We start from the raw sequence: 25651 nt of genomic DNA on the forward strand, positions 1-25651 counted from the left end.
AAGATGGATTCCCGCCTGCGCGGGAATGACGACGGCTTTGGTTTTTATTGGTAGTCACGAAATTTTGCAAAGGTCTCGGCCTTTATTCACCATTAATTGCTGACAATTTAGCAAACCGTTTTCCACACATTGCCCGACTGCTCGGCTTCTGCCATCTTGGCAGCCAAAAATTTGCATGAAAAATCCGCTTTTTTCCACTTGCCAAAACCATATCGACAGGCGTATTGTTTAGCCTTTAATCTATCGAATTGACACCATTTAAGAATAAGAAAGGCACTATCATGAGCAGACCCGTTCCAGCCGTATTCGGCAGCGTATTTCACGCCGAAATGCCGGTAATCGAATTTACAGACGACCAATGGCAGCCAGTCAAATGGCAGCCTTCAAGCGATTTGACCATTCCGGCAGGTGCGCACGCCCTGCACTATGGCAGCGAGTGTTTTGAAGGTTTAAAAGCTTTCCGTCAGGCTGACGGGAAAATCGTGATGTTCCGCCCGACTGCCAACATCGCCCGCATGCAGCAAAGCGCAGAAATCCTGCACTTGCCGAAACCGGAAACCGAAGCTTATTTGGATGCGTTGATCGAATTGGTAAAACGTGCCGCTGATGAAATCCCCGATGCACCTGCCGCCTTATACCTGCGCCCAACCTTAATCGGCACCGACCCGATTATCGGCAAAGCCGGTGCACCATCGCAAACCGCGCTGCTGTATATCTTGGCTTCTCCGGTGGGCGACTACTTCAAAATGGGTTCGCCGGTGAAAATTTTGGTCGAAACCGAACACATCCGCTGCGCCCCGCACATGGGTCGCGTAAAATGCGGCGGTAACTACGCTTCGGCCATGCCTTGGGTGTTGAAAGCGAAAGAAGAACACGGCGCGGCACAAGTTTTGTTCTGCCCGAACGGCGACGTACAGGAAACCGGCGCCTCCAACTTCATCGTCATCAACGGCGACGAATTGGTGACCAAACCGCTGACCGACGAATTCCTGCACGGCGTGACCCGCGATTCAGTGTTGACCGTAGTCAAAGACTTGGGCTACACAGTGACCGAGCGCAACTTCACCGTTGACGAATTGCAAACCATGATTGAAAACGGCGCCGAAGCCATCCTGACCGGCACCGCCGCCGTGATCTCACCGGTGACTTCATTCGTGATTAACGGCAAAGAAATCGACGTGCAAAGCCAAGCGCGCGGCACCGCCATCCGCAAAGCCATCACTGACATCCAATACGGTTTGGCCGAAGACAAACACGGCTGGTTGGTTGAAGTGTGCTAATTATTAAATGATAAATATAAAGGCCCTTACATTCGCCTAACAAGTGCAATTTCCAATAACAGAAAAGGCCAGTATGCGGTAGTATACTGCCTTTCCTGACAAGAAAGATTGCAATATGGCCTACACACAACTGACCTCACACCAAAGATACTACATTTCCAGACATTACCGCAACCTACCCCTAAACCAAATCGCACAGAACATCGGTTGTCATCCCGCCACCGTCAGTCGGGAAATCAGACGGCATTCCGTCAACGGAACCTACTGTTACCGAAAAGCACAACAGCAAAGCGAAGTTAAAAAGAAAAACAAAAAGCCAACCAAACTGACTACTGCCGTCAAACAGACTGTTAACAAACTGATTACCCAAAAATACAGCCCCGAACAAGTCTGCGGCTACCTGCTGAAACATCAACACATCAAACTGCACCACAGCACCCTTTACCGCTATCTCGCCAAAGACCGTCAAAACGGCGGCGACCTGTACACCCATCTGCGTATCGTTTCCAAACCCTACCGCAGAAAATACGGCAGCGGCGCATGGACAAAAGGCAGCGTACCGGACAGAACCGACATTGAACACAGACCTGCCATTGTCGATCAAAAAGAGCGGGTCGGCGATTTCGAGATGGACACCATTGTCGGTAAAGACCAAAAAAGCGGACTGGTGGTTGCTGTTGAAAGAAAAACCAAATTTGTCGTTATCCGCAAAATCAGCAATTTCAAAGCAGAAGATGTAGCCCGGGTAGTGATTCGGGCATTGAAGCCGTTTAAAGATATCATTCAAACGATTACTTTGGATAACGGTAAAGAGTTTTACCGACATAAAACCTTTGCCAAAGCCCTGGGTGCGGAAACTTACTTCTGCCGTCCATACCATTCTTGGGAAAAAGGCTTGGTGGAGAATACCAACGGGCTGATCAGACAATACTTCCCAAAGGGGACGGATTTTAGGAAACTGGGTGCTAAAAAGATTAAAGCGGTTGAGGAGGCCCTTAACCGCCGACCGAGAAAGACATTGGACTATGAGACACCGGGTGATCTGTTTTCAGCAGCCCTTGCCAATGGCATTTGAGCGTTGCACTTGAAATGCGAATGTAAGGCCGTCTGAAAGCGTATACTTTCAGACGGCCTTTTTTTGTGGTATTCAAATCGACAAAGCTTATGCACAAACCTGCGCTTCTGGCGTACAATAAACGGCAAACTGCCAAGGAATCATCATGTCACACACTACCGATAATCCCGTTATCCACATCACGCCGCAAGATTTGCCGCTGCATTGCGCCGGCCCCAAACACGAAACGTGGAACGGCCACCCGCGCGTGTTTTTGCCGATTCAGTCCAACAGCGACATTGAATGCCCGTATTGCAGCATCCGCTATCATTTAGACGGCGAAATCCCCCATCATCATTACTAAACGCACGCCATGATTCGACACGCCGCCATTTTTTTATTGGTTTCCCTTTGCACCGCCTGCGGTTCGTATAAAGCCGTGCGCCCTTCCGCACCGATACCGGTTGTGGCTGAAGCCGAAACCTATTCCGTGAACTACGAAGCCGCCAACGGCCAGCGCATTACCGCCGTTTACATCAACAGCAACAGCCCGATGACGGTAGAGCTACGCCAGGGCAACACGGTGGAGAGCCTGAAGCAAATCCAATCGTGGGCAAAAGGTGTGGAATACAGCAACCTTTCCACCCGCTGGCATGTGCAGGAAGGGTCCGCCACACTGACCCGTCGCGGCAAACCGATTGTATTTACTGAAATTATTGAGTGATTCCAATAAAAAAAGGCCGTCTGAATATTCAGACGGCCTTTTCTATAGTCGTTTTAAAATAGAAATCAGACAAGGCGACAGCGACCGCCGTGTACACCCAGTACATAAGGGAGCTGACAACGCTGTATGATTTTTATTTTAAACGACTATAAACTTATTGATTTATTCAGTCCACTGCACCCAGCCCATTGCCCAAGTCAGCAGAATCAAGCCACCAAAGACAATTCGGTAATAGGCAAACGGCACATAGTTTTTGGTTGCCAAGAATTTCAATAAGGCTTTTACCGCCAGCAAACCGGCAAAAAACGCAGCGATAAAGCCAACCGCAATCAAGCCGATGTCTTGCAGGGTGAAGAGCTTATAGTGTTTCAAAATATCGTAAAACGTCGCCGCAATCATCATCGGCACCGCCAAGAAGAATGAAAACTCAGTCGCTACCTTGCGCTCCAAACCCCACAGCATGCCGCCCATGATGGTACTACCCGAACGCGATGTGCCCGGCACCAAAGCGCAAATCTGCGCACAGCCGACCACAAACGCATCAATCGGGCGCATATCATCGACATTCACCACTTTCGGCGCACGGCTTTGTTGGCGCTTTTCCACCCACAAAATAAAGAAACCGCCCAACACCAGCATCATTGCTACGGTAATCGGGTTAAACAAATACAGCTTAATCTGTTTGCTAAACAGCAAACCGACCACCGCCGCCGGCACAAATGCCACCGCCAGATTCAATACAAAACGATTCGCTGTGCGCTCTTTGCCGATACCGCGGATAATCTTGCTGAAACGTTGGCGGTATTCAAAGATCACCGCCAACACCGCGCCCAATTGAATCGCGATTTCAAACACTTTGCCATTGCTGTGGAAATTCAGCAAATCGCCGACCACAATCAAGTGCCCTGTGCTCGAAATCGGTAAAAACTCGGTCAAACCTTCGACAATGCCCAAAATCAGGGCCTTCAACAACAATATAATATCCATTAAACCTCTTTCAGACGGCCTATTTGCTATCAGTAAGAAAACTCAGCCGCTTCATTCATCAAACATTGCTTACGACAATATTCACGTCAAATGGTTTCATGCCGTCTGAAACCATTTTCAGCCAGCATTATAATTTGCTTACATTCGCATTTCAAGTGCAACGCTCAAATGCCATTGGCAAGGGCTGCTGAAAACAGATCACCCGGTGTCTCATAGTCCAATGTCTTTCTCGGTCGGCGGTTAAGGGCCTCCTCAACCGCTTTAATCTTTTTAGCACCCAGTTTCCTAAAATCCGTCCCCTTTGGGAAGTATTGTCTGATCAGCCCGTTGGTATTCTCCACCAAGCCTTTTTCCCAAGAATGGTATGGACGGCAGAAGTAAGTTTCCGCACCCAGGGCTTTGGCAAAGGTTTTATGTCGGTAAAACTCTTTACCGTTATCCAAAGTAATCGTTTGAATGATATCTTTAAACGGCTTCAATGCCCGAATCACTACCCGGGCTACATCTTCTGCTTTGAAATTGCTGATTTTGCGGATAACGACAAATTTGGTTTTTCTTTCAACAGCAACCACCAGTCCGCTTTTTTGATCTTTACCGACAATGGTGTCCATCTCGAAATCGCCGACCCGCTCTTTTTGATCGACAATGGCAGGTCTGTGTTCAATGTCGGTTCTGTCCGGTACGCTGCCTTTTGTCCATGCACCGCTGCCGTATTGTCTGCGGTAGGGTTTGGAAACGATACGCAGATGGGTGTACAGGTCGCCGCCGTTTTGACGGTCTTTGGCGAGATAGCGGTAAAGGGTGCTGTGGTGCAGTTTGATGTGTTGATGTTTCAGCAGGTAGCCGCAGACTTGTTCGGGGCTGTATTTTTGGGTAATCAGTTTGTTAACAGTCTGTTTGACGGCAGTAGTCAGTTTGGTTGGCTTTTTGTTTTTCTTTTTAACTTCGCTTTGCTGTTGTGCTTTTCGGTAACAGTAGGTTCCGTTGACGGAATGCCGTCTGATTTCCCGACTGACGGTGGCGGGATGACAACCGATGTTCTGTGCGATTTGGTTTAGGGGTAGGTTGCGGTAATGTCTGGAAATGTAGTATCTTTGGTGTGAGGTCAGTTGTGTGTAGGTCATATTGCAATCTTTCTTGTCAGGAAAGGCAGTATACTACCGCATACTGGCCTTTTCTGTTATTGGAAATTGCACTTGTTAGGCGAATGTAAGTTGGCCTGAAAAATACAGGCAGCCTTTTCAGACTGCCTGTTTGTTATCGATGATAATCGGTAGATGCCTCAATGATTGGCTGATTTGGCCAAAGCAGCGCCTTTGCTCTTCACACGGCTGCCTGCCTGCTTCAAACCGCGCTCGCTGCGCACTTTGGCAATCAAGGCATCAATGGTTTTCATACCGTTTTGGTAATCGCCGTTGAACAACACTTCATATTTACCACCAACAATCACCATCGGCGTGCTTTCGATGCGGTAGGTTTCGGTCAAATCCTGCATGTTTTGGGCTTGGGTTTGATTGGCGGCGGAATCATAAGCGGCCACCAATTTTTTGCTGTCAAAACCTTTTTGTGCCGCTGCCCATTGTTTGAACGTAGCACTGTCGGCCAAATTTATTTTTTGCTCATACACCGCTTTAAACACCGCCGGATTGGCTTGGTATTTTAAACCGGAGCTGTTTACCGCAGCGGCGACACGCGCCAAGCCGAACATTTCCGGCTGCCACACCACATGCTCGGTGCGCAAATAAGTGTCTTTGGCGAACGATTGGCTGTGTTTCAACAACGCCGGATCCAAGTGGTAGCAATGCACGCAGAAGTAGCCGAAAAATTCCAACACTTCCACCTTATCCGCCTGAACCTGCGGAATCGGCTTAGCCAGCACTTGGTAATCCTTACCTTCGGTGGCGGCTTGCGCCATGCCGGCCAAAGACAAGGCCATCAATGCCGAGAATAATTTCATTTTCATCATCATTCCTTATTGAGCCGAACGGGTAAAGCTGCTCACGCCGTTTTTCTTCAGCGTTTGCTGCACGCGTTGAGCCGCATCTTGCGCCATCACACCGCTTTGCAGACGGTACACTTTCTTACCGTTGGCCGAACCTTCCACCACGCTGGACTGTACGCCCATCATCGCCAATTTGGCACGTTGCGCATCGGCAGAAGCGCGGTCGCCGTATGAACCCATTTGCACAATGACTTTTTTACCCGAAGATTTCGCGCTGGTCGCCGCTTTACTGTCAGCCGCTTTGCTTGATTTCTTCGCTTCTTCACCTGCGGCTTTGCGGGCTTTTTCAATGCTGCCGCTGTTTAAGATTTGCTCAGGAGTTGGCTTGGCCGTTTTTTTCTCTGCGGCTTTTTTATCAGCTGCTTTCTTGTCGGCTGCTTTCTTGTCGGCGGCTTTCTTTTCAGCCGCTTTTTTCTCAGCAGCTTTTTTCTCAGCCAGTTTTCGCTCGGCAGTTAATTCAGCAGCGGCTTTTTTATCGGCGGCCGCTTTATCGGCTTTGGCTTTTTCCGCACGTTTTTGTGCTAACTCAGCTTTGCGTTTGGCTTCAGCGGCTTTTTTCTCTGCAGCTGCACGTTCTTCACGCTCTTGCGCGGCACGTTCGGCGGCGTCACGGTCGTCTTCGGTATCAGCCGTTACTTTAGGCTCAACAGTCGCTTTCGGTGTCGGCACAGGCACTACCGCAGGCGCAGCAGGTTTGCTTTCATCAGCCTTAGGCGCTTCGCTTTCAGACGGCGTATCTTGCGCTTCTGAAGCAGCGGTATCCGCTTCGCTGGCTTTGCTGTCGGTTTCGGCAGGTGTAACAGGTACTTCTTCTGAAGCTGGTTTTTCTACCGGTTTAGGCGGCGTTTGCGGCTGCAAAACTTCCGGCTCGAAAGTTTGCTCCGGCTGCGCCAGCTCTTTAAATTGGTTTTGATTGCCTTTGTTTAAGAAAAACAAAATGCCGACAATCACAGCAGTTGCCAACAGCAACCCTGAAATAAAACCGGCAATACCTTTACCATGTTGTGTCTGTTTTTTCATAACGTACCTTTATTTTTCAGACGGCCTCAAAGTCTTCCACCACTCTGAACCGCCGTCCGCTATTCAGATAGGACATTTTATCAACATCTCTTATGTTCGGCAAAATATCGGCATAATGCACTGGCCGCTTGGGAGCGTATCCATTTATCAGGCCGTCTGAAAAATGGGTCATTATGGGTTTATTATTCTGGCTGGTGCAGATTTACAACGCCCTGCGGAAGCTGATGGCTTTCAATACATGGCTGCGGTCAACGGCATCGTCTCCAGCCAAATCGGCCAAGGTGCGTGCCACGCGCATGATGCGGTGAAAACTGCGCGCCGAGAGCGATAATTTTTCCAACATCGCGCCCAAGGCATCGCACGCTTCTTGTTCGATATTGGCCACGCTGTCTAATTCGGTCACGCTCAAAGCGGCATTCACTTTGCCCTGCCGCGCATATTGTCTGTCGCGCGCCGCCAACACCCGCTGCAACACATCGGCGCTGGATTCGCCTGCTTGTTGCTGCATCAATTCTGCGGCAGGCAAGCTAGGCACTTCAATGGTTAAATCAATACGGTCAAGCAGCGGCCCTGAAATTTTGCTACGGTAACGCGCCACGCTCTCAGGCGTGCAGCGGCAAGGTTTGTTCGGGTGACCAAGGTAGCCGCACGGACAAGGATTCATCGCCGCCACCAATTGGAATTTGGCCGGATACACCGCCTGTCGCGCCGCGCGGGAAATATGGATTTCGCCGTTTTCTAACGGCTCGCGCAACACTTCTAAAACTTTGCGGTCAAACTCGGGCAATTCATCGAGAAACAACACACCATGATGCGCTAAAGAAATCTCACCCGGCCTTGGATCCGAGCCGCCGCCGACCATTGCTGCCGAACTGGCGCTGTGATGGGGCGAACGAAACGGCCTCTCATGGCTGAGTTCCTGTTGATGATTAGGCAGCAATGAGCGCAACGCCCACACTTCGACCAATTCGTCTTCGGTCAACGGCGGCAAAATGCCCGGCAAACGCTGCGATAACATCGATTTACCCGTACCCGGCGGACCCATCATCAATAAGCTGTGTCCGCCCGCAGCGGCAATTTCCAGAGCCAAACGTGCGGTATGTTGCCCTTTTACATCACTCAAATCCGGCAGGTTTACGCTTTCAGACGGCCTGTCGAGATTCGGGCATTCGGTTTGCGTCAAAGGCTCAATGGCGTTTAAATGCGCCGCCACTTCGCCTAAAGATTGCGCGCCGTAAACCGTGATGCCTTTCATTACAGCAGCTTGTTGCGCGTTTTCAGACGGCAACACAAAAGCGCGCCCTGCCTGCATACCCTGCCACGCCATCGCCAATGCGCCGCGCACAGGCCGCAACATCCCCGACAAAGCCAATTCGCCGGCAAATTCATATTGCGCCAGTTTCTCCATCGAAATCTGCCCCGAAGCGGCCAAAATGCCGATGGCAATGGGCAAATCAAACCGGCCGGATTCTTTGGGCAAATCGGCCGGTGCCAGATTGACGGTGATTTTTTTCGCCGGAAAATCAAAGCCGCTTTGGATAATCGCCGCACGCACGCGGTCACGGCTTTCCTTTACTTCGGTATCGGGCAGCCCGACAATATTGAAATGCGGCAAACCGTTGGCAAGATGGGCTTCCACCTCGACCAACGGTGCATTCATACCGCTTAAAGCGCGGCTGTAAACCAAAGCGAGCGACATGGTTCAGACGGCCTTATTCGGCGCTGTCTGCTTTGGTTACTGATTCCACGGCGGCTTCCACTTTGGCGGCAGATTCTTCCACTACGCTGTCTTCGGCTGCAGCAGGATTTTGCGCCGCTTCCAATTTGGCCAAACGCGCTTCCAACTCCACCAATTTGGTGCGGGTTTTAATCAACACTTGCTGCTGGATATCGAATTCTTCACGGGTCACCAAATCCATGCGGTTAAACGCGCTGCCCAACATGGCTTTGACATTTTTCTCAACATCTTTGGCCGGGCTGTTGGCGATGGTTTCGCTCAATTTTGAGGTCACTTCTTCAAACAGGTTTTTACCGAACATGGCTGTGTCCTTTATTCATAGAAAAATAATGCAGCTATTGTATAAGAGAAAAGGCCGTCTGAAAACATAAGTTTCAGACGGCCTTTGCTTATTTCATCATTAAAGACCGGCAGCGGCTTTCAATGCTTGCGCCTTGTCGGTGCGCTCCCAAGTAAACTCAGGCTCTTCGCGACCGAAGTGGCCGTAGGCAGCGGTTTTGCTGTAACGCGGATGCAGCAAGTCCAACATTTGCACAATGCCTTTCGGGCGCAGGTCAAAATGTTCGCGCACCAATTTAATCAAATCGGCTTCGCTGATTTTGCCGGTGCCGAAAGTGTCGATCGAAATCGAAGTCGGCTCGGCCACGCCGATGGCGTAAGACACTTGAATTTGGCATTGGGTCGCCAAACCGGCGGCCACAATATTTTTCGCCACATAGCGGCTGGCGTAAGCGGCAGAACGGTCAACTTTAGACGGGTCTTTGCCGGAGAACGCGCCGCCGCCGTGTGGTGCTGCGCCACCGTAGGTATCAACGATGATTTTACGGCCGGTCAAACCGCAGTCGCCTTGCGGGCCGCCGATGACGAAATTACCGGTCGGGTTAATCAGGTATTTGGTTTCGTCGGTCAGCATTTCAGACGGCAATACCGGCTTGATGATGTGCTCGATCACGGCTTGGGTCAATTCTTCGTGGCTGATTTCCGGATCGTGCTGGGTGGACAATACCACGGTGTCGATGCGTTTCACTTTGCCGGTTTCGCTGTCGTACACGCAGGTCAATTGGGCTTTGGCATCAGGGCGCAACCACGGCAGGCGGCCGTCTTTGCGCAATTCGCTTTGGCGTTGCATCAGGCGGTGGCTGTAGTAGATGGCAAACGGCATCAATGTTGGGGTTTCGTCACAGGCATAGCCAAACATCAAACCTTGGTCACCCGCACCCTGGTTCAAATCAATGCCCTCGCCTTCGTTGACACCTTGGGCAATGTCGGGCGATTGCTCGCCGTAGTTCAACACCAATTTAAAGGTATCGGCCGCAAAGCCCCACTCGGGATTGTTGTAGCCAATGCGTTTCACGGTATCGCGTGCCACTTGCTCATAATCCACTTTGGCGCTGGTGGTAATTTCACCGGCCAACACGCACAAATCAGTCGCCACCAAGGTTTCCGCCGCTACGCGTCCGGTCGGGTCTTGCGCTAAAATCGCATCCAAAATCGCATCGGAAATTTGGTCGGCCACTTTATCAGGATGGCCTTCGGATACAGATTCAGAAGTAAACAAAAATTCGCTCATTACTCATTCTTTCTTTTTTAAATAAGCCGTTAAGTTTTCAGACGGCCTATTTACTGACATCATCAAATCGCAAAAATCATAGCAGTTTTTGCCCAAACTTGCCATCCAAATAAGAATTTTTCTTATTTAAATGCACGGAATTCATTTGCAACAGACAAAAAAATTCCCGCATTAAGCGGGTTTGGATTGCTCTGGCGAGCCACATCGGTCTGAACGACCGTCCACCTTACCTTTCCTATGAAAAGCAGGTTGGCATGGAATTCCCAACTCTTAATGCTGCGCGAATGATAGCAAATCTTCGCCTGTATGACAAGCCGGCGCAGTGTTTTGCCTCTATACTTTCAGACGGCCTCCTAATGGTTTTAGCATTCGATATTAGGCGTATGCCCCAATTTCCATTACAATCAATCCAATACTCTTACGCTTCTCTATATATGCACACTTTGGTTACCCTACTTTTCAAATCCTTTGCCGCCCTGCCGCTGCCGCTACTGCACGCGCTGGGCAACTTTTTAGGCGGCATGGCGTTTTATTTTCTCAAAAAAGACCGCCAACGCGTGCGCGCCAATATGCGCCAAGCCGGTTTGCAGCCCGATGACAAGATGATTCAAACCGTGTTCCGCGAAACAGCCAAAGGCGGTTTGGAACTGCCCGTGGCTTTTTTCAGACGGCCTGAAGAGATTGAAACGCTGTTTCAACAGGTCAATGGCTGGGAACACGTTCAGACGGCCTTAGACAATCAGCAGGGCTTACTATTCATCACGCCGCACATCGGCAGCTATGATTTGGCCGGACGCTACATCAGCCAGCAATTGCCGTTTCCGCTGACCGCCATGTACAAACCGCCGAAATTCAAAGCCGTCGATGCCGTGATGCAGGCCGGACGCGTGCGCGGCAAGGGTAAAACCGCGCCGACCAATATCCAAGGCGTGAAGCAGGTCATCAAAGCCCTGCGCGCGGGTGAAGCCACCATCGTACTGCCCGACCACGTGCCCGCGCCCGAAGAAGGCGGTGACGGCGTGTGGGTCGATTTCTTCGGCCGTCCTGCCTACACCATGACGCTGGCGGGCAAACTCGCCCAAGTCAAAGGCGTGAAAGCCCTGTTTTTCGTCGGCGAACGCTTACCCAACGGCCAAGGCTTTGCGCTGCACATCGAACCGCTGCAAGGCGAACTCAACGGCGACAAAGCCCACGATGCTCGCATCATCAATCAAAACGTGGAATATTGGATTCAACGTTTCCCAACGCAGTATCTGTTTATGTACAACCGTTATAAGCGTCCGGCTGGTGCGCCGCAATCGCCGCTGGAATAAACCATACGATAAAGGCCGTCTGAAAAACTTGTTTTCAGACGGCCTTTACTATTCCATTCATCAAATCACAAAATCCGCACCCGACAATTCAATATACTGATTCATATCCTGCGACGGCACTTTAGACGAACGGCCAATCGGTTTGGCCGGTACGCCGACCACGGTAATCGACGAGGGCACATCGGCCACCACCACACTGCCCGCGCCGATTTTGGCGTTCTCGCCGATTCGGATATTGCCCAAAATCGAAGCGTTCGCGCCAATCATCACGCCGTCTGAAACTTTCGGGTGACGGTCGCCGCATTCCTTACCCGAGCCGCCCAAAGTCACGCCATGCAAAATAGAAATATTGTTGCCCAACACGGCGGTTTCACCGGCCACAAAACCGGTGGCGTGGTCGAGCATCAGACCGTGGCCGAAACGTACTGCAGGGTGAATATCCACGCCGAACACTTCCGACATTCGGTTTTGCAGGAAATAAGACAAAGTTTTGCGGCCGTTGTTATACAGCCAATGGTTGATGCGGTGTGCCTGAATGGCGTGAAAACCTTTGAAATAAAGCAGCGGCAGAGAATATTCGTCACACGCGGGGTCACGCTCGTAAATAGCCTGCAAATCTTGTTTCATACTGTCGATAATGCAGCAATCATCGGCAAACGCTTGCAGGCAGATTTCGTTTAACGCGCGCACGTCCATAATCGGGCTGCCGAGTTTGCTGGATAAATGAAACGCCAACACGGCCTCGAGCGAATCGTGGCGCAATACTGTTTGATGCAGGAAACTGGCCAACATCGGTTCGGCGCTCGCCGCAGCCGTGGTTTCTTCAAGAATCGCGTTCCACAAATCGAAATCGCGGGTATTGAGATGGTCTTTTTTCGGAGGGGCGGACGTGATTTTTTTCATGATACAACAGGCCGTCTGAAACTGGTAAAAGCGTTATCTTACCGTTTTCATTGAATTTATCATAGCCAATTCGCAGATAAATTTATAACCAAAAGTTCTCTTACAGATTTAAAGGTTATTTGGCTTGAAATTTTTTCAGACGGCCTTATATGCGATTTATTAAACCATTCCCTGTTGAACGAAGGATGTCGGACATGACTGAACAAAACCCAAACATCGAAGAAGAAAAAGTAGAAACTCAAGCAGTGCAAGCCGCTGATGCTGCTGCCGCAACCGAAGCCGTTGAAGCCGAAGCCGCACCTGAGCCGACCATGGAAGATTTGCAGGCGCGTATTGAAGAATTGGAAGGCCAGCTCAAAGATGAGCAATTGCGCGGTTTGGCCAACGAGCAAAACCTGCGCCGCCGTCATCAGGAAGAAATCGCCGCCACCCATAAATTTGCCGGCCAAAAATTTGCTGCTGAAATGCTGCCGGTGAAAGACTATTTGGAAATGGCTTTGCTGGATCAAAGCGGCAATTTCGAAGCCTTGAAAATGGGTGTGCAAATGACCCTGAACGAATTGCAAAAAGCATTCGACGCGACCCAAATCAAAGAAATCAACCCTGCTGTAGGCGACAAACTCGACCCGCACCAACACCAAGCCGTGCAAACCGTGGTGAGCGAGCAAGAGCCAAACACCATCGTCAATGTGATGAAAAAAGGCTATTCATTGTCTGAGCGCGTGTTGCGTCCGGCCATGGTCGTGGTGGCAAAAAAAGAAGATTGAAAGCACCGCTTGATGCTGTTTATCAAGCATAAAATTTTCAGACGGCCTTATCCTATGCCGGTAACCAACACACCGCTTTTAGAAAATCATTCCGAACCATCGGAACACGATTCGGATAACAAGGCCGTCTGAAAAATCAAACCAATATTCCAAACAGCCTGTGGATAAATAAATCAAGCACTTGAATTAAATCATAAAAAAATTTCACTCCAAGCCTTGAAAAAAAAATTGAACACCCTTATCTACAAGCCAACTGAACGACAAGTTCAAACCAATTCATTAATCAGTAATTTAAATTTTTCACCAGGAGCTATCACACTATGGCAAAAGTAATCGGTATTGACTTGGGTACAACCAACTCATGCGTATCCATCTCTGAAAATGGTCAAACCAAAGTGATTGAAAACGCCGAAGGCGCGCGTACCACCCCGTCTGTGGTTGCCTACCTTGACGGCAACGAAGTATTGGTCGGCGCACCGGCCAAACGCCAAGCAGTTACCAATGCAAAAAACACCATCTACGCGGCCAAACGCTTAATCGGCCACAAATTTGAAGATAAAGAAGTACAACGCGACATCGAAACCATGCCGTTTGAAATCATCAAAGCATCAAATGGCGATGCTTGGGTGAAAGCGCAAGGCAAAGAATTGTCGCCTCCGCAAGTTTCGGCTGAAGTATTGCGCAAAATGAAAGAAGCGGCTGAAGCCTACTTGGGCGAGAAAGTGACTGAAGCGGTGATTACCGTTCCGGCTTACTTCAACGACAGCCAACGTCAAGCCACCAAAGATGCCGGCCGCATTGCCGGTTTGGATGTAAAACGCATCATCAACGAGCCGACCGCAGCCGCATTGGCTTTCGGTATGGACAAAGTATCCGGCGGTGACCGCAAAGTAGCGGTTTACGACTTGGGCGGCGGTACTTTCGATATTTCCATCATCGAAATTGCCGATGTGGATGGCGACAAACAGTTTGAAGTATTGGCTACCAACGGCGACACCTTCTTGGGCGGCGAGGACTTCGACCAACGCATCATCGACTTCATCATTGACGAGTTCAAAAAAGAACAAGGCATTGATTTGAAAGGTGATCCAATGGCCATGCAGCGTGTAAAAGAAGCTGCTGAAAAAGCCAAAATCGAATTGTCGAGCGGTCAGCAAACCGAAATCAACCTGCCTTACATCACCATGGATGCGAGCGGCCCGAAACACTTGGTATTGAAACTGAGCCGTGCCAAATTCGAATCTTTGGTTGAAGATTTGATTAAACGTTCTATCGAACCTTGCCGCATCGCCTTGCAAGACGCAGGCTTGAGCGCAGGTCAAATTGACGACGTGATTTTGGTGGGCGGTCAAACCCGTATGCCTAAAGTGCAAGAAGAAGTAGAAAAATTCTTCGGCAAAGCCCCACGCAAAGACGTGAACCCAGACGAAGCCGTGGCTGTTGGTGCGGCGATTCAAGGTGAAGTATTGGGCGGCGGCCGCAGCGACGTATTGCTGCTCGACGTGACTCCGTTGTCTTTGGGTATCGAAACCATGGGCGGCGTGATGACCAAGCTGATTCAGAAAAACACCACCATTCCGACCAAAGCATCACAAACCTTCTCTACCGCCGAAGACAACCAATCGGCTGTAACGATTCATGTGTTGCAAGGCGAACGTGAGCGTGCTTCTGCCAATAAATCATTGGGTCAGTTCAACTTGGGCGACATCGCTCCGGCACCACGCGGTATGCCGCAAATCGAAGTAACCTTCGACATTGACGCCAACGGTATCTTGCACGTTTCCGCCAAAGACAAAGGCACCGGCAAAGCTGCCAACATCACCATCCAAGGTTCTTCAGGCTTGAGCGAAGAAGAAATCGAACGCATGGTGAAAGACGCGGAAGCCAACGCGGAAGAAGATAAAAAACTGACCGAATTGGTCGCTTCACGCAACCAAGCCGAAGCCCTGATTCACTCAGTGAAAAAATCTTTGGCCGACTACGGTGACAAACTGGATGCCGATGAAAAAGCAAAAATCGAAGAAGCGTTGACTGCTGCCGAAGAAGCCGTAAAAGGCGACGACAAAGCCGACATCGACGCCAAAGCCGAAGCCTTGGGTGCTGCCAGCCAAAAACTGGGCGAAATGGTTTACGCCCAAGCACAAGCCGAAGCCCAAGCAGGTGAAGGCGCAGCACAAGACGGCGCAGCGAAAAAAGACGACGATGTGGTTGACGCCGATTTTGAAGAAGTGAAAGACGACAAGAAATAAGGCTGTCTGAAACCGAATCAATCGTGATACAAACGCGAACCTTTTGAGGTTCGCGTTTTTTATGGTCATTTTAGGCCGTCTGAAAAAACGACTACTGCAAAATAGGTTAAAGGCATTTCAGCTGTTTAACCTAACAACTTAATAAAACCACATTTCCCCGCCATTTGTTCACCATCGCCAAATCATTTTGTTTCAATTTCGCCAAACGCCGACACCTCTTAACACTGAAAAGGCGAATAATGCGTTCCGCGATACGGCAAATTTCACAGCCTATCCCCCTTACTTATTTCCCCACACTTGAAAGGTTCTCTATGAACACCCTGACTAAAATCGCTTCTTTACTGATGGTTTCTACCAGCCTGATGGCTGCACCTTTGGCTTCTGCCACACCGCATGATCACAAACCGGCACAAACCAAACAAGTTAAAAAACAGGCTAAGAAAACCGTCAAACACAAAAAAGCCGCGCAGCCGAAAAAAGTCGTACACGCTAAAAAAGCCGCCCCTAAAAAAGCCGTTAAAGCCAAAAAAGCGGCACCTAAAAAAGTGGCAAAGAAAAACGTGAAGCGAGTAAAACACGCCCAACACCGCGCACATCGCTAATCGGGCACACAATCAGTCAAAAGAAAAACGGGTTCTGTCAAACAGAACCCGTTTTTTCAATTGTTCAATAGCTGATTAAGCTACGCATTGAACCTGACATTGAATTGCCGCATCGTCGATGACGTTGAAGCAATCAGCGCTGATGCAACCATAAGCCGATTTGCCCAAAGCTTGGTTGATTTGTTGTGCATCAATCGAACCATTTTCTTGTTGGAAGAAGAAGGCATCCAATTGGTTGTTGGCACCATAGAACCAATCGTTGATGGTGGTTGAGTTGCCGTCTTTAGTGGTCACAACCAAATCTTCACACACGCGATTGAAGGTCACATCGCTCAAGCAAACATCGTCGTAGAAGAACAAAACATCGGTGCCGCAACCATCATCGCAATTGTTGATCACATCTTGGCCTGCGCTGAAAGTGTAAGTGTCGTTGCCAATACCGCCAACCATGACATCGCAGCCATCTTCACCGTTCAGGCAATCGTCGCCATTGCCGCCGTAAAGCACATCGTTGCCGCTGCCGCCATACATGTGGTCGTTGCCGTCACCGTCGTACAAAGTATCGTGACCGGCACCACCGTCTAAGTGGTTGTTACCGCTGTTGCCGGTTAATACGTTGTTTTGTGCATTGCCGGTCAAGCACAAGTCTTCACAACCCAGAGCAGTGATATTTTCAACGTGGTCAGAAAGCGTGTAATCAACAGAAGTCTTCACGGTATCCACGCCTTCGCCGGCGCACTCAATCACTTCATCACAAGTGTCGTCAACAAAATAAGTGTCGTTGCCCTTGCCGCCAAACATTTTATCGGCACCACCTTTACCGCCATTCAGCGTAGCGTTGCCCGCACCACCTTCCAGCGTATCATCACCATCGCGACCGTATAATTTGTCGTTCAGGATGCTGCCTTTCAAATAATCTGCCGCTGCGGTGCCGGTGATGTTGTAGCCCCAGCCGTTCCAGATTTTGCTTACAGTTGCATGCGTTTTGTTCATTGTTACACTCCCAGTTTAAATTAAATTAAAATAATCAAGGAGCAAAATATTTTCCCAAGTAATTTTTTTGGTGTAATGCACTCTTCTTCTTTGACAACTTCTGTGACTTCCGAAATACGGCTTAATTTTTCGATAATCGTTATTATTTACCATTTAAATATCATATGCCTAATTAATATGATATTTAAATGGTAGATAGATAGCTTATTTTCCCAGCAGAATGAAAAAGGCCGTCTGAAATGTTTGCTCAAGAAACATTTCAGACGGCCTGTTGATTGTTTAACTTAATGACACATCACGCCATTTAATTTACCCCGAAATTCGGTTGCAGCAAGGCGCAAGGTTGGTGCTCGCCGCGGCGACGGCGGTTGCGTCCGGCAATTTTACCGCAAGCCACACCCGGGTCATTGCGGTCGGTGCGCGCTTTGTCTTGTCGCTCGATGCGCTCATTACGCTCGCTGCGGTCATTGCGTTGATAACGTTCACCGCGCGGGCTGCGCTCTTTGCGTTCATCATCACGGCTGCGGCTTTCAGACGGCCTGCGTTGCGGTTCTGCCGCAGCGTCACCACCCCACCATACCGGTTCAAAACCTTCAATGCGTTCTACCGGCAAATCGTTGCCGATTAAGGTTTTGATGGATTCAAACATTTTCTGTTCGGTTTTATCCATCAAGGAAATCGCCACACCATCGGCACCGGCGCGACCGGTTCGGCCGATACGATGCACATAGTCTTCTGCTTGGCTTGGCAACTCGTAGTTAATCACAAACGGCAGTTCGGCAATGTCGAGGCCGCGCGCGGCCACATCGGTGGCCACCAGCACGCGCAGACTGCCTTCTTTAAAGGCATTGAGCGTTTCCAAACGCGTTTGCTGCGATTTGTCGCCGTGAATCGACTGGGCGGCAATGTTGCGGCGCACCAAATCGCGGGTCACTTGATCGACGCTTTGCTTGGTTTTGCAGAACACAATCACTTGATTCATGTTCAAATCAACAATCAAACGCTCCAACAGATTGCGCTTCTGTATGCCGTCCACCGCGATGATGTGCTGCTCGACATTGGCATTGGTGGTGTTTTGCGCAGCCACTTCGACCAATTCCGGCGCATTCATAAAATCTTGCGCCAACTTGCGAATCGGCGGCGAGAAGGTGGCGGAAAACAGCAAAGTTTGGCGCTGCTTCGGCAGCATCTGCATGATTTTGCGGATGTCGTCGATGAAGCCCATGTCCAACATACGATCAGCTTCGTCCAACACCACAATTTCGACTTTGTTTAAGTTGATGTTTTTTTGTTTCACATGGTCGAGCAAGCGGCCGACGGTGGCCACCACGATTTCGCAACCGGCACGCAGCTCGGCGGTTTGTTTGTCCATGCTCACGCCGCCGAACAAAACGGTATGGCGCAGCGGCAGGTTTTTGATATAGCCCGTCACATTTTGGTCGATTTGGTCGGCCAATTCACGCGTCGGCGTCAACACCAGCATACGCACCGGATGCATGGCCGGCGATGTGCTGGCGGTGGCATAGCGTTTGAGCCGCTCCAAGCTCGGCAGCATAAACGCGGCGGTTTTACCGGTGCCGGTTTGCGCGGCGGCCAGCAAATCGTGTCCGGCCAAGGCTTTCGGAATGGCGGCCGCCTGAATCGGCGTCGGGTTTTCATAGCCTTGCTGGCTTAAGGCAGAAACGATTTCATTGCCCAAGCCTAAAGTTGCAAATGGATTCATAGACGTATCTTTCTGTTTCAGACGGCCTATTTAAGCAATGCCGTCTGAAAAAAGGAATCAGGATAATAGATTGAAACCGCAACGCGAAATGTCTGCGGCTGAAAATAAAGAATAAGAAAATGAATTATGCCACAAAACGCGCCCTGCTCCCACCGGAATCAGCGACAAAAGCCAACAAACAGGCCGTCTGAACACGCCACGCTGTCATTCATATCGCAACCAATCACGATAAGCGGATTTTATCGTGATTATTGCACCGAACAAGCAATTTCGTGCTAAAGTACTACTTCCTTTAACCTACTATTTTTTCGGGAAAAATCCCTTTTAAAAGGAACTCAGATGAACATGAAAAACATGTTGCTCGCCACCTTGGTCAGCACCGCTTTGATGACACCGGCCATCAGCCACGCCGAGCAAACCAAGCGCACCAGCACGGTAAAATCCACCGCAATCGGTGCGGCTGCCGGTGCCGTAGTCGGCGGTGTGGTCGGTAAAAACAAAAAAGGCGCGTTAATCGGCGCAGCAGCAGGCGGTTTGGCCGGTGCGGCGTATTCTTATCATCGCAACCGCAAAGCCGATGTCACCGATTACAGCGACAACGACTACTACAACGGCCGCGACCGCAACAGCCACTATGAAGACGATGAAGACGGCGACCGCCGCCGCTCGAGCCGCAATGAGCGCGAACGTCGTTACGAAGAAGACGAAGATGACGACCGCCGCGACCGCAAGCGCAACAGCCACTACGAAGAAGATGACGACGATCGCCGCTCCAACCGCCGTCGCGACAGCCGTGATGATGACGACGATTAATTCGTTTATCGAGATTAGGCTTAGTTTCTAATCAATCAGGCCGTCTGAAACCTTTTTATTCAATCACCAACCTTTAACTCTATCCCAATCATGCTGCGCCAAGGTATCAGCATGCTCTCGTCGGCTCTGATATTCGCGCCCTTCTCTAATCCGTTCCGACACAAAATCCAAATGTCGGCGCGCGATGTCCGCAGCCTGTTGCGCCTCACCTGCTTTAATGGCTTCATACAAGGCGCGGTGATGGGCAATTAAGGTCGGGCGCGGGTTGCATTCATGATCGGCATGAATGATGGCGCTGCGGGTTTGCTCGTAAAGCATTTTCAGCAAACTGGCGGATAAATGACTGAACAAAATATTGTGCGCGGCATCGGCGATGGTTTGGTGAAACGAATAATCCGCTTCAGCCTGATGATCGAGATTGCCCTCACGACAGGCGGTTTCAAAATTGGCCAACCAAAATTCTATGCGCTTCAAATCAGTATCGGTGCGCCGCTCGGCCGCCAAAGCCGCCATGCAGCCTTCGATGTGGCAACTGAAATCGTACACATCGCGTTCCCAATTGGAATGCTTGCCCAACAAAGCCTGCCAATCGGCCAAAAAATCCTGCTGCGTTTTGGCAGAAACATAATAACCATCGCCCTGCCGCGCTTCCAAAACATTCTTGGCAATCAACACATTCAAGGCCACGCGCACCGATGGGCGTGAAACATTAAACTCTTCAGCCAAACTACGCTCGGGCGGAATCTTCTGGCCTTCAGGATATTCACCGGCGGCAATGCGCTCTTCCAAAACCGCCAATATTTGGTCGCTGACCTTTTGCGGACGTACTAATTTTGTCATGATTTTTCTGTATGTGTGGTGTGTGCAAATCGGCAAAATTGGTCAAACCAATCTTGAAACGTGATTGTACTGACGCGGTATTCTCATCGTCAATCTCGGCGCAGATTTTTCCATTGTGTGTAGCGTGTTTTATTATTTAATAATTGTTTTTGCTGCCATGATTCTGTAATAATAACTGTAGAATTTAACGCTGCAAGCTATTGAGTGGATAGATATTTCATTTTTGTCATTAACGATTATGTCTTTTGAATGGTGCAAACTTTACACCGCAAAATGAAACTAAATCCCATCATTGCCACTCAATCACCTTGCAGACTCGATTCTGCAGCTACCGGAAACTCCGGTAAACATCAATAATATAGGAATATACAATATGAAAACTTTATTTATCTCCGTTGCGACCGCTGCGCTGCTGTTGAGCGCGTGTTCAAGCAGCAAAACTGCTGAAGCACCAAATCCGGCTCCGCAAATCAGCGTGGAAGAAGCCATTGCCCAATGCCAACAAGCTGCCGGTGAAAATGCTGACCGCGCCGCGTTTGATGCCTGCATGAAAGACAAAGGCTTCCAACGCAAAGCCGGTGAATAAGCTCCTGCTGACGCACCTGCTTCTGCTGCACAATAAGCAGCATTAAATCAAGATAACGGCTTTTTTACTCCCTGGAAACGCCGTTAAGAGCAACTTGAAAACAAAGGCCGTCTGAACAGGTCGGGCAGAAATCCATGATTTCGCTGCCTTACTTATTCAGACGGCCTTTGATATTTTAGCTCTTACAGTGCGCGGTCAAAATACAAATCCACGTCGCCCGCTTCGCTCATGCGCATCAGATAATCCATCACATTTTGCGGCCATTCGATGCCGCGTGTCGCGGTCAGGTTGCGCAAAATCGGGAACAGCAAAATATCTTCCATCGCCGCTTCGCCGTTTACACCCACGCCTTCGTTGCTGATTAAGCCATCAAGCTCCAACAAATCGGCATTGATGCGCTCAATATATTGCGCGGTTTTGTTGAGATTGGTCTCAAAATTGCCGATATTCTGCTCTTTTTTATCAACAAAATATTTCACCGCTTCCGGTGTGGCAAACTCCGGCAAACCGATTTTCACCGTGCGCGGCTGCACCAGTTTGTTGTTGTATTCGCCGACTTTGTCCAACCAAGCCTGCAATTCAGGGCGGATGTCTTCTTTCAGACGGCCTTGACCGGCCTGCTCATCCACATAACGCACAATATCCAAGCTCTCGCCCATATATGAGCTGTCTTCTTTCTGCAAAATCGGCACTTGTTTGGCACCAATCATGCTGATGGGCGTGGCTTCATCATCGTTCATCAGATTTTCCGTTTCCAACGGCAAACCGCGCAAACCGAAAATCATGCGGGCGCGCACGCAAAACGGACAATGATCGTAAATATAAAGTTTCATCATAAGGCTCCAAAAATTAACATGATTACCTTATCACTTCAGGCCGTCTGAAACAAGCATCCACCTTTTCAGACGGCCTGATTCGGCCGAAAGTTTAGTATATCAATAGCACCAATAGCTATTATTAACATCCGCCAATCCTGTTACAATGACGTTTCCGTAACCGAATTATTCCCTACGCCATGAACGGAATCTCCACCACCAGCAACATCGCGCCGAATCTCGAACAATACCGCAGTTGGTTTGCGCCCTATTTGGCCAAACAATCAGAACGCGATGCCAAAATGCTTCAGACGGCCTTAAATCTGGCCGAGCAATACTATCCGCACGATGCCTTAACCGTCAGCGGCGAACCTGTGTTGGGCAATCTGATGGGCGCGGCGAAGATGGTCAACGAAATGGATTTGCTCGCCGATGCCGTGGCCGCCACCATCTTGGCCGACATTTCCAGCTATTGCGACCATTGGCAAGAAACCGTCACCGAGCAATGTAATGCTACTGTGTGCGAGCTGATTAAGGGCATCGACGAAGTGCAAAAGCTGACCCAGTTTGCCAAGGTCGATAGCTTGGCCACGCCGGAAGAGCGTGCACAACAGGCTGAAACCATGCGCAAAATGCTGCTGGCGATGGTGACCGACATCCGCGTGGTGTTGATTAAGCTCGCCATGCGCACGCGCACCATGCAATACATCGGCTCGCAGGAAGATTCACCGGAAAAACGCGAATTAGCCAAAGAAACACTGGATATTTTCGCGCCTTTGGCCAACCGCTTGGGCGTGTGGCAGCTCAAATGGCAGCTGGAAGATTTGGGCTTCCGCCACCAAGAGCCGGAAAAATACCGCGAAATCGCGCAGCTTTTAGACGAAAAGCGCACCGAACGGCTGGAATACATTGAAAATTTCCTGAATATTTTGAGTGGCGAACTCACCAAATACAACGTGCATTTCGAAGTGGCCGGCCGCCCGAAACACATCTATTCCATTTACAAAAAAATGGTCAAGAAAAAGCTCAGTTTCGATGGGCTTTACGACATTCGCGCCGTGCGGATTTTGGTCGATACCGTACCCGAGTGTTACACCACGCTAGGCATTGTGCACAGCTTGTGGCAGCCGATTCCGGGCGAATTTGACGACTACATCGCCAACCCGAAAGGCAACGGCTATAAGAGTTTGCACACCGTCATCGTCGGCCCTGAAGACAAAGGCGTGGAAGTGCAAATCCGCACTTTCGACATGCACCAATTCAACGAATTCGGTGTCGCCGCCCACTGGCGCTACAAAGAAGGCGGCAAAGGCGATTCGGCTTACGAACAAAAAATCGCTTGGCTGCGCCAACTGCTCGACTGGCGCGAAAACATGGCCGAAAGCGGTAAAGAAGACTTGGCTTCCGCCTTCAAAACCGAATTGTTCCAAGACACCATTTATGTGATGACGCCACACGGTAAAGTGTTGTCGCTACCGGCCGGCGCCACCCCCATCGACTTTGCCTACGCCCTGCACAGCAGCATCGGCGACCGTTGCCGCGGCGCGAAAGTCGACGGCCAAATCGTGCCACTTTCCACCGCATTGGAAAACGGCCAGCGCGTGGAAATCATCACCGCCAAAGAAGGCAATCCGTCGGTCAACTGGCTGTATGAAGGCTGGGTGAAATCCAGCAAAGCCATCAGCAAAATCCGCTCGTTTATCCGTCAGCAAAACGCCGATGCGATCAAAGAAGACGGCCGCGCCCAGCTCGACAAGCAGCTGGTGAAAATCAATCCGAAGCCGAATCTGCAAGATTTGTCGGAAAAACTCGGCTTCAAAAAGCTCGATGATTTATACACCGCCATCGGTCAGGGCGAAATCTCGCCGCGCGCGATTCAGAAAGCCTGCGGCACGCTGAACGAACCGCCGCCGGTGCCGGTAGACGAAACCACCATCGTCAAGCAGTCGAAAATCAAAAAAGGCGGCAAAAACGGCGTGCTTATCGACGGCGAAGATGGCTTGCTCACCACATTAGCCAAGTGCTGCAAACCCGCCCCGCCCGACGACATCATCGGCTTTGTTACTCGCGAGCGTGGTATTTCGGTACACCGCAAAACCTGCCCTTCCTTCCAGCATTTGGCCGAACAATCACCGGATAAAGTGTTGAACGCAAGCTGGGCAGCCTTACAGGAAGGCCAAGTCTTCGCGGTGGACGTGGAAATCCGCGCGCAAGACCGCAACGGCCTGCTGCGCGATGTGTCCGATGCTTTGGCTCGCCACAAACTCAACGTCACCGCCGTGCAAACACAAAGCCGCGACTTGGAAGCCAGCATGCGCTTCACGCTGGAAGTGCGTCAAGTCAACGACTTACCGCGCGTGTTGGCCAGCCTGACCGATGTCAAAGGCGTATTGAGCGTGACACGCTTGTAAAAACAATCAGGCCGTCTGAAAGATTATGCTTTCAGACGGCCTGATATTTAGGAAATCCCCATCATGCGTTTAATCGACCTCCACCGCTACCCCGTCAAGTCCATGGGCGGCAATGCGTTAACCGAATCCGACATCACGCCGCAAGGCCTGCCACTTGACCGCGAATGGCTCGTCACCGCCCCCGACGGCAATATGCTCACCGCACGCAAACACCCAGCCATGCTGCTGTGGCAAACTTCAGCCGATTCAGACGGCCTCACGCTTACCGCGCCTGATGGCAGCCACCAAACGGTTTCGGTGCAAGAGATGAATCAGGAAAGCGAAGTCACGGTATGGAAAGACCGCTTTGCCGCATGCACCACTGACCACGCCATCAATGCTTGGCTGGGCGAACAACTCGGCACCGAAGCGCGCCTGCATTGGCTGGGCAAACACAGCCGCCGCATCTTGGCGCATTCGCAAACGCCGCTGTCTTTTGCTGACGGCGCGCCTTATCTGCTGACCCATACCGCTTCATTGGCGGAACTGAATACTTATCTTGACGAACCGGTGGAAATGGTGCGCTTCCGCCCGAATTTCACAGTAGATGGCGGCAAGGCGTTTGAAGAAGAACAATGGCAACGCATCCGCATCGGCAAAGTCGAATTCGAGCATTTCAAACCCTGTGTCCGCTGCGTGATGACCACGGTAGATTTGGTTTCAGGCTGCCGCCATCCGCAGCAAGAGCCGCTTTCCACCCTTGCCGTTGCCCGCAAAGCGATTTTCGGCATCAATCTGGTGGCGCTCAACCAAGGCCGCGTGCATATGGATGATGAAGTGGAAGTGTTGTCGTGGTTGTAAGCACATAAATGCGACAAAGGCCGTCTGAAACGCATTCAGACGGCCTTTGCTTTGATATAAATGGTTTGTTCCTTTTGCTGCAATTACAGCTTGGCAGATTTATCCGCTTGCTTTTTCACCCAGAAAAATAAAAACGCTGCAATCACACAAATCGACAATAAGGTGATTAACGATAAAATGCCCACAGGCGATTTAAAGAGTTCCGCAAAGACTTCCATTTTTTCATTCCTTCTGAGTTGGGGAGTGTTGCGAACCATTATAGTCCGACTATGCCATTTAGCTTTGATAAAAGTCAAAATTACTGATTTAAAAAAGCTTATGCGAAACTTATATACAATCATCACATACAAAAAGGCCGTCTGAAAAATCATCTTTCAGACGGCCTTTTTCATATAGTCGTTTAAAATAAAAATAATACGGC

25 protein-coding genes and 1 riboswitch are annotated in these 25651 nt (G+C 50.1%); of the genes, 12 read left to right on the top strand and 13 right to left on the bottom strand.

The window, feature by feature from the left end:
- The first annotated feature begins 281 nt into the window (after nucleotides 1–281).
- The 4 genes from ilvE to GJV52_RS03010 all read left to right on the top strand — a co-directional run bounded on the left by ilvE (nucleotide 282) and on the right by GJV52_RS03010 (nucleotide 3058).
- The gene (gene ilvE / locus GJV52_RS02995; RefSeq protein ID WP_100564347.1) at nucleotides 282–1280 is read left to right on the top strand and encodes a branched-chain-amino-acid transaminase; all 999 of its coding nucleotides are present in this window, start codon (nucleotides 282–284) and stop codon (nucleotides 1278–1280) included.
- Between the two features lie 115 nt (nucleotides 1281–1395).
- The gene (locus tag GJV52_RS03000; RefSeq protein WP_154143172.1) at nucleotides 1396–2355 is read left to right on the top strand and encodes an IS30 family transposase; all 960 of its coding nucleotides are present in this window, start codon (nucleotides 1396–1398) and stop codon (nucleotides 2353–2355) included.
- 145 nt (nucleotides 2356–2500) lie between these two features.
- Nucleotides 2501–2698 carry a zinc-finger domain-containing protein gene (locus GJV52_RS03005; protein ID WP_095502199.1) on the top strand — a complete coding sequence of 66 codons (198 nt, stop codon included), beginning with the start codon at nucleotides 2501–2503 and terminating at the stop codon, nucleotides 2696–2698.
- A gap of 12 nt (nucleotides 2699–2710) precedes the next feature.
- On the top strand, nucleotides 2711–3058 hold the full coding sequence (locus GJV52_RS03010) for an MliC family protein (protein WP_369832078.1): 348 nt from the start codon (nucleotides 2711–2713) through the stop codon (nucleotides 3056–3058).
- A gap of 162 nt (nucleotides 3059–3220) precedes the next feature.
- On the opposite strand, the gene GJV52_RS03015 is transcribed toward GJV52_RS03010, so the two are convergent.
- The 7 genes from GJV52_RS03015 to metK all read right to left on the bottom strand — a co-directional run bounded on the left by GJV52_RS03015 (nucleotide 3221) and on the right by metK (nucleotide 10375).
- Entirely contained in the window at nucleotides 3221–4045 is an 825-nt protein-coding gene (locus tag GJV52_RS03015; protein ID WP_095501637.1) for an undecaprenyl-diphosphate phosphatase, read from the bottom strand.
- A gap of 164 nt (nucleotides 4046–4209) precedes the next feature.
- Nucleotides 4210–5169, bottom strand: coding sequence for an IS30 family transposase (locus GJV52_RS03020; protein WP_154212855.1), 960 nt, complete (start codon nucleotides 5167–5169; stop codon nucleotides 4210–4212).
- 158 nt (nucleotides 5170–5327) lie between these two features.
- Entirely contained in the window at nucleotides 5328–6014 is a 687-nt protein-coding gene (locus GJV52_RS03025; protein ID WP_100563548.1) for a thiol:disulfide interchange protein DsbA/DsbL, read from the bottom strand.
- 3 nt (nucleotides 6015–6017) lie between these two features.
- Nucleotides 6018–7067, bottom strand: a complete 1050-nt coding sequence (locus GJV52_RS03030; protein ID WP_095501635.1) for an SPOR domain-containing protein — start codon at nucleotides 7065–7067, stop codon at nucleotides 6018–6020.
- A gap of 202 nt (nucleotides 7068–7269) precedes the next feature.
- Complete coding sequence (locus GJV52_RS03035; RefSeq protein ID WP_095501634.1) at nucleotides 7270–8766, bottom strand: YifB family Mg chelatase-like AAA ATPase; 1497 nt, start codon at nucleotides 8764–8766, stop codon at nucleotides 7270–7272.
- A gap of 13 nt (nucleotides 8767–8779) precedes the next feature.
- Nucleotides 8780–9106: an accessory factor UbiK family protein gene (locus GJV52_RS03040; RefSeq protein ID WP_095501633.1), complete on the bottom strand. Its 327-nt coding sequence runs from the start codon at nucleotides 9104–9106 to the stop codon at nucleotides 8780–8782.
- A gap of 99 nt (nucleotides 9107–9205) precedes the next feature.
- Nucleotides 9206–10375 carry a methionine adenosyltransferase gene (gene metK, locus GJV52_RS03045; RefSeq protein WP_095501632.1) on the bottom strand — a complete coding sequence of 390 codons (1170 nt, stop codon included), beginning with the start codon at nucleotides 10373–10375 and terminating at the stop codon, nucleotides 9206–9208.
- A gap of 171 nt (nucleotides 10376–10546) precedes the next feature.
- Nucleotides 10547–10657: riboswitch (SAM-I-IV-variant riboswitch) on the bottom strand.
- A gap of 152 nt (nucleotides 10658–10809) precedes the next feature.
- On the opposite strand from metK, the gene GJV52_RS03050 reads away from it, so the two are divergent.
- On the top strand, nucleotides 10810–11688 hold the full coding sequence (locus GJV52_RS03050) for a lysophospholipid acyltransferase family protein (RefSeq protein ID WP_229436903.1): 879 nt from the start codon (nucleotides 10810–10812) through the stop codon (nucleotides 11686–11688).
- 60 nt (nucleotides 11689–11748) lie between these two features.
- Here the strand turns inward: GJV52_RS03050 and cysE are convergent, their stop codons facing one another.
- Nucleotides 11749–12591 carry a serine O-acetyltransferase gene (cysE, locus tag GJV52_RS03055; RefSeq protein ID WP_100563550.1) on the bottom strand — a complete coding sequence of 281 codons (843 nt, stop codon included), beginning with the start codon at nucleotides 12589–12591 and terminating at the stop codon, nucleotides 11749–11751.
- 185 nt (nucleotides 12592–12776) lie between these two features.
- Here cysE and grpE point away from each other — a divergent pair, with 185 nt between their 5' ends.
- The 3 genes from grpE (at nucleotide 12777) to GJV52_RS03070 (ending at nucleotide 16209) form a co-directional block, all read left to right on the top strand.
- The gene (gene grpE, locus GJV52_RS03060; RefSeq protein WP_100563552.1) at nucleotides 12777–13358 is read left to right on the top strand and encodes a nucleotide exchange factor GrpE; all 582 of its coding nucleotides are present in this window, start codon (nucleotides 12777–12779) and stop codon (nucleotides 13356–13358) included.
- A 320-nt stretch (nucleotides 13359–13678) separates the two neighbouring features.
- Nucleotides 13679–15607 (top strand): molecular chaperone DnaK, encoded by a 1929-nt coding sequence (gene dnaK / locus GJV52_RS03065; protein WP_100563554.1) that lies wholly within the window; start codon nucleotides 13679–13681, stop codon nucleotides 15605–15607.
- Between the two features lie 311 nt (nucleotides 15608–15918).
- Nucleotides 15919–16209: an acid-shock protein gene (locus tag GJV52_RS03070; protein ID WP_100563555.1), complete on the top strand. Its 291-nt coding sequence runs from the start codon at nucleotides 15919–15921 to the stop codon at nucleotides 16207–16209.
- Nucleotides 16210–16284: 75 nt separating this feature from the next.
- Here the strand turns inward: GJV52_RS03070 and GJV52_RS03075 are convergent, their stop codons facing one another.
- Together GJV52_RS03075 and GJV52_RS03080 are read right to left on the bottom strand one after the other, a co-directional pair.
- On the bottom strand, nucleotides 16285–17202 hold the full coding sequence (locus tag GJV52_RS03075; RefSeq protein WP_100563556.1) for a calcium-binding protein: 918 nt from the start codon (nucleotides 17200–17202) through the stop codon (nucleotides 16285–16287).
- Nucleotides 17203–17506: 304 nt separating this feature from the next.
- The gene (locus GJV52_RS03080; RefSeq protein ID WP_100563557.1) at nucleotides 17507–18925 is read right to left on the bottom strand and encodes a DEAD/DEAH box helicase; all 1419 of its coding nucleotides are present in this window, start codon (nucleotides 18923–18925) and stop codon (nucleotides 17507–17509) included.
- A gap of 339 nt (nucleotides 18926–19264) precedes the next feature.
- Between GJV52_RS03080 and GJV52_RS03085 the strand changes: the two genes are divergently transcribed.
- Entirely contained in the window at nucleotides 19265–19738 is a 474-nt protein-coding gene (locus tag GJV52_RS03085) for a YMGG-like glycine zipper-containing protein (RefSeq protein ID WP_095501625.1), read from the top strand.
- Nucleotides 19739–19801: 63 nt separating this feature from the next.
- Here the strand turns inward: GJV52_RS03085 and GJV52_RS03090 are convergent, their stop codons facing one another.
- Entirely contained in the window at nucleotides 19802–20578 is a 777-nt protein-coding gene (locus GJV52_RS03090; RefSeq protein WP_095501624.1) for a FadR/GntR family transcriptional regulator, read from the bottom strand.
- A 373-nt stretch (nucleotides 20579–20951) separates the two neighbouring features.
- Between GJV52_RS03090 and GJV52_RS03095 the strand changes: the two genes are divergently transcribed.
- Nucleotides 20952–21164, top strand: a complete 213-nt coding sequence (locus GJV52_RS03095; protein ID WP_095501623.1) for a hypothetical protein — start codon at nucleotides 20952–20954, stop codon at nucleotides 21162–21164.
- Between the two features lie 182 nt (nucleotides 21165–21346).
- On the opposite strand, the gene GJV52_RS03100 is transcribed toward GJV52_RS03095, so the two are convergent.
- Nucleotides 21347–21997 (bottom strand): GrxB family glutaredoxin, encoded by a 651-nt coding sequence (locus tag GJV52_RS03100; protein WP_095501622.1) that lies wholly within the window; start codon nucleotides 21995–21997, stop codon nucleotides 21347–21349.
- A gap of 182 nt (nucleotides 21998–22179) precedes the next feature.
- Here GJV52_RS03100 and GJV52_RS03105 point away from each other — a divergent pair, with 182 nt between their 5' ends.
- Entirely contained in the window at nucleotides 22180–24390 is a 2211-nt protein-coding gene (locus tag GJV52_RS03105) for a RelA/SpoT family protein (RefSeq protein ID WP_095501621.1), read from the top strand.
- A 63-nt stretch (nucleotides 24391–24453) separates the two neighbouring features.
- On the top strand, nucleotides 24454–25230 hold the full coding sequence (locus GJV52_RS03110) for an MOSC domain-containing protein (protein WP_095501620.1): 777 nt from the start codon (nucleotides 24454–24456) through the stop codon (nucleotides 25228–25230).
- Nucleotides 25231–25313: 83 nt separating this feature from the next.
- Here the strand turns inward: GJV52_RS03110 and GJV52_RS03115 are convergent, their stop codons facing one another.
- A complete protein-coding gene (locus GJV52_RS03115; protein ID WP_095501619.1) occupies nucleotides 25314–25448 on the bottom strand; it encodes a DUF3149 domain-containing protein in 135 nt (44 codons plus the stop codon).
- Nucleotides 25449–25651: the final 203 nt, after the last annotated feature.

It is taken from the genome of Neisseria brasiliensis (genome assembly GCF_009671065.1).
Lineage (GTDB): Bacteria > Pseudomonadota > Gammaproteobacteria > Burkholderiales > Neisseriaceae > Neisseria > Neisseria brasiliensis.

Coding starts and splice junctions, on each gene's coding strand:
- ilvE (WP_100564347.1), top strand. CDS start 282: ATGAGCAGACCCGTTCCAGCCGTATTCGGCAGCGTATTTCACGCCGAA.
- GJV52_RS03000 (WP_154143172.1), top strand. CDS start 1,396: ATGGCCTACACACAACTGACCTCACACCAAAGATACTACATTTCCAGA.
- GJV52_RS03005 (WP_095502199.1), top strand. CDS start 2,501: ATGTCACACACTACCGATAATCCCGTTATCCACATCACGCCGCAAGAT.
- GJV52_RS03015 (WP_095501637.1), bottom strand. CDS start 4,045: ATGGATATTATATTGTTGTTGAAGGCCCTGATTTTGGGCATTGTCGAA.
- GJV52_RS03020 (WP_154212855.1), bottom strand. CDS start 5,169: ATGACCTACACACAACTGACCTCACACCAAAGATACTACATTTCCAGA.
- GJV52_RS03025 (WP_100563548.1), bottom strand. CDS start 6,014: ATGATGATGAAAATGAAATTATTCTCGGCATTGATGGCCTTGTCTTTG.
- GJV52_RS03030 (WP_095501635.1), bottom strand. CDS start 7,067: ATGAAAAAACAGACACAACATGGTAAAGGTATTGCCGGTTTTATTTCA.
- GJV52_RS03035 (WP_095501634.1), bottom strand. CDS start 8,766: ATGTCGCTCGCTTTGGTTTACAGCCGCGCTTTAAGCGGTATGAATGCA.
- GJV52_RS03040 (WP_095501633.1), bottom strand. CDS start 9,106: ATGTTCGGTAAAAACCTGTTTGAAGAAGTGACCTCAAAATTGAGCGAA.
- metK (WP_095501632.1), bottom strand. CDS start 10,375: ATGAGCGAATTTTTGTTTACTTCTGAATCTGTATCCGAAGGCCATCCT.
- GJV52_RS03050 (WP_229436903.1), top strand. CDS start 10,810: ATGCACACTTTGGTTACCCTACTTTTCAAATCCTTTGCCGCCCTGCCG.
- cysE (WP_100563550.1), bottom strand. CDS start 12,591: ATGAAAAAAATCACGTCCGCCCCTCCGAAAAAAGACCATCTCAATACC.
- grpE (WP_100563552.1), top strand. CDS start 12,777: ATGTCGGACATGACTGAACAAAACCCAAACATCGAAGAAGAAAAAGTA.
- dnaK (WP_100563554.1), top strand. CDS start 13,679: ATGGCAAAAGTAATCGGTATTGACTTGGGTACAACCAACTCATGCGTA.
- GJV52_RS03070 (WP_100563555.1), top strand. CDS start 15,919: ATGAACACCCTGACTAAAATCGCTTCTTTACTGATGGTTTCTACCAGC.
- GJV52_RS03075 (WP_100563556.1), bottom strand. CDS start 17,202: ATGAACAAAACGCATGCAACTGTAAGCAAAATCTGGAACGGCTGGGGC.
- GJV52_RS03080 (WP_100563557.1), bottom strand. CDS start 18,925: ATGAATCCATTTGCAACTTTAGGCTTGGGCAATGAAATCGTTTCTGCC.
- GJV52_RS03085 (WP_095501625.1), top strand. CDS start 19,265: ATGAACATGAAAAACATGTTGCTCGCCACCTTGGTCAGCACCGCTTTG.
- GJV52_RS03090 (WP_095501624.1), bottom strand. CDS start 20,578: ATGACAAAATTAGTACGTCCGCAAAAGGTCAGCGACCAAATATTGGCG.
- GJV52_RS03095 (WP_095501623.1), top strand. CDS start 20,952: ATGAAAACTTTATTTATCTCCGTTGCGACCGCTGCGCTGCTGTTGAGC.
- GJV52_RS03100 (WP_095501622.1), bottom strand. CDS start 21,997: ATGAAACTTTATATTTACGATCATTGTCCGTTTTGCGTGCGCGCCCGC.
- GJV52_RS03105 (WP_095501621.1), top strand. CDS start 22,180: ATGAACGGAATCTCCACCACCAGCAACATCGCGCCGAATCTCGAACAA.
- GJV52_RS03110 (WP_095501620.1), top strand. CDS start 24,454: ATGCGTTTAATCGACCTCCACCGCTACCCCGTCAAGTCCATGGGCGGC.
- GJV52_RS03115 (WP_095501619.1), bottom strand. CDS start 25,448: ATGGAAGTCTTTGCGGAACTCTTTAAATCGCCTGTGGGCATTTTATCG.